Source organism: Acetobacter okinawensis (genome assembly GCF_002153655.1).
Classification (GTDB): Bacteria; Pseudomonadota; Alphaproteobacteria; order Acetobacterales; family Acetobacteraceae; genus Acetobacter; species Acetobacter okinawensis_A.
Genome location: NZ_JOPJ01000103.1, coordinates 1 through 1,450 on the forward strand (window position 1 = coordinate 1; position 1,450 = coordinate 1,450).

3 protein-coding genes are annotated in these 1,450 nt (G+C 54.5%); all 3 read left to right on the forward strand.

All coding sequences use genetic code 11. The annotated features are described in order from the left end of the window. The first annotated feature begins 137 nt into the window (after nt 1-137). The gene (locus HK26_RS12925; protein WP_086640104.1) at nt 138-461 is read left to right on the forward strand and encodes an HNH endonuclease signature motif containing protein; all 324 of its coding nucleotides are present in this window, start codon (nt 138-140) and stop codon (nt 459-461) included. A 355-nt stretch (nt 462-816) separates the two neighbouring features. Continuing rightward, nucleotides 817-939 carry a hypothetical protein gene (locus HK26_RS13965; RefSeq protein WP_257641008.1) on the forward strand — a complete coding sequence of 41 codons (123 nt, stop codon included), beginning with the start codon at nt 817-819 and terminating at the stop codon, nt 937-939. Further along, a partial coding sequence (locus tag HK26_RS12935; RefSeq protein ID WP_257641009.1) for a terminase large subunit domain-containing protein occupies nt 939-1,450 on the forward strand: 512 nt, incomplete at its 3' end. The genes HK26_RS13965 and HK26_RS12935, both read left to right, overlap by 1 nt.

A 1,450-nucleotide genomic window follows, 5' to 3' on the forward strand; every position in this document is an offset into this window, starting at 1 on the left:
GTGATCACGAAAAAAAAATACACATAACTGCATTTTTCACTTCCCAAATTCCCCAAAATATACTTTTTTAACAACCATACTTCGGGGTCGTGCAGCCAGCAGGCTACGCGGCCTTTTTTATTGCCCGGAGCACTGCAATGGCACCACGCCTTAAATGCTTGCCTTCTGGCCTGCCCACCATTGATACCCGCATTGCCCAGCCTCCGCCAAAGCGGGCTGATCCGTTTTACCTCTCCAAACCATGGAGACAGTTAATGCGGCAGCTTGTCTCCAGTCGCGGGGATGCCTGTCAGGAATGTGGCCGGTCGGGCGTGCGCCTGTTTGGCGACCATATTCACGAACTGAAAGATGGCGGCCCTCAACTGGACCCCTCCAACATCAAGCTGCTCTGCGGGTCGTGTCATACGAAAAAGACGGCCAAGGCGCGCGCAGCTAGAATGGCGCAGCGGCACGAACGCTAAAAATCGGCAGAAAATAGCCGTTTCCAAAGATTTTCCGACCGACTGGCTATGAGGGGTGGGGCGGGTCAAAAGTCTAACTGACCTCGGGCACCTGAACCGCGTCAGGCTCACGCGCAGATTTTTTCTGTTGTTTGAATTTAATCAAAAAATCAAAGGAGGATCTGGAATGGCACGCGGCGGCGCTCGTCCTGGTGCTGGCCGTAGAAAAAAAACGGTCACGACCGAGGAATGGAAGGGCCCTGTCCTTCCTGAAGGCAAAAGGCTGCGGCCTCTCGATTTCTGGTTAGCTATTCTTCGAGACCCTAGTGCCCCTTTGGATATGCGTATGACGGCTGCAAAAGAAGCGATGCCATTCATGCACGCAAAACCTGCTCCAGCGCGTGACGGCGAGCAAACTGACCTGGCTAATGCTCCGGGCGCGGGGGACGACTGGACGCATGATCTTGACCAGCGCAATGCAGAGGGGGGTGTTCACTGATGGTTTGGAATTTGAGTTGCCCTGACTGGCGTGACCGTATCCGTGCCGGTCGGTCACTCATGCCGGACCTTCCGCATCTGGATGTGGCGCGGGCAAACTGGGCTGTTCGAATATTCAACCGTTTACGTATCCCTGACGTGCCCGGCACGCCAACGCTGGAAAATGCCTGCGGCGAATGGTTCCGCGAAATAGTCATGGCGCTCCATGGGTCTCTGGATGCGAATACGCGGCAGAGAATGATCCGCGAATTATTCCTGCTTGTGCCAAAAAAGAACGCCAAAACCACGCTCGGTGCGGCTCTGATGCTTACGTCTGTGATGATCAATGACCGCCCGAGGGCGGAATTTCTGATCGTCGCGCCAACAAAAGAAATTGCCCAGCTTGCCTTTGACCAGGCCACAGGGATGATTGATCTGGACCGTGGGCTGCGTAAGCGGTTCCACATTCAGGCGCACAAGAAAACCATTACGTTTTTACAAACCGGGGCCACGCTCCAGATCAAAACTTTCTC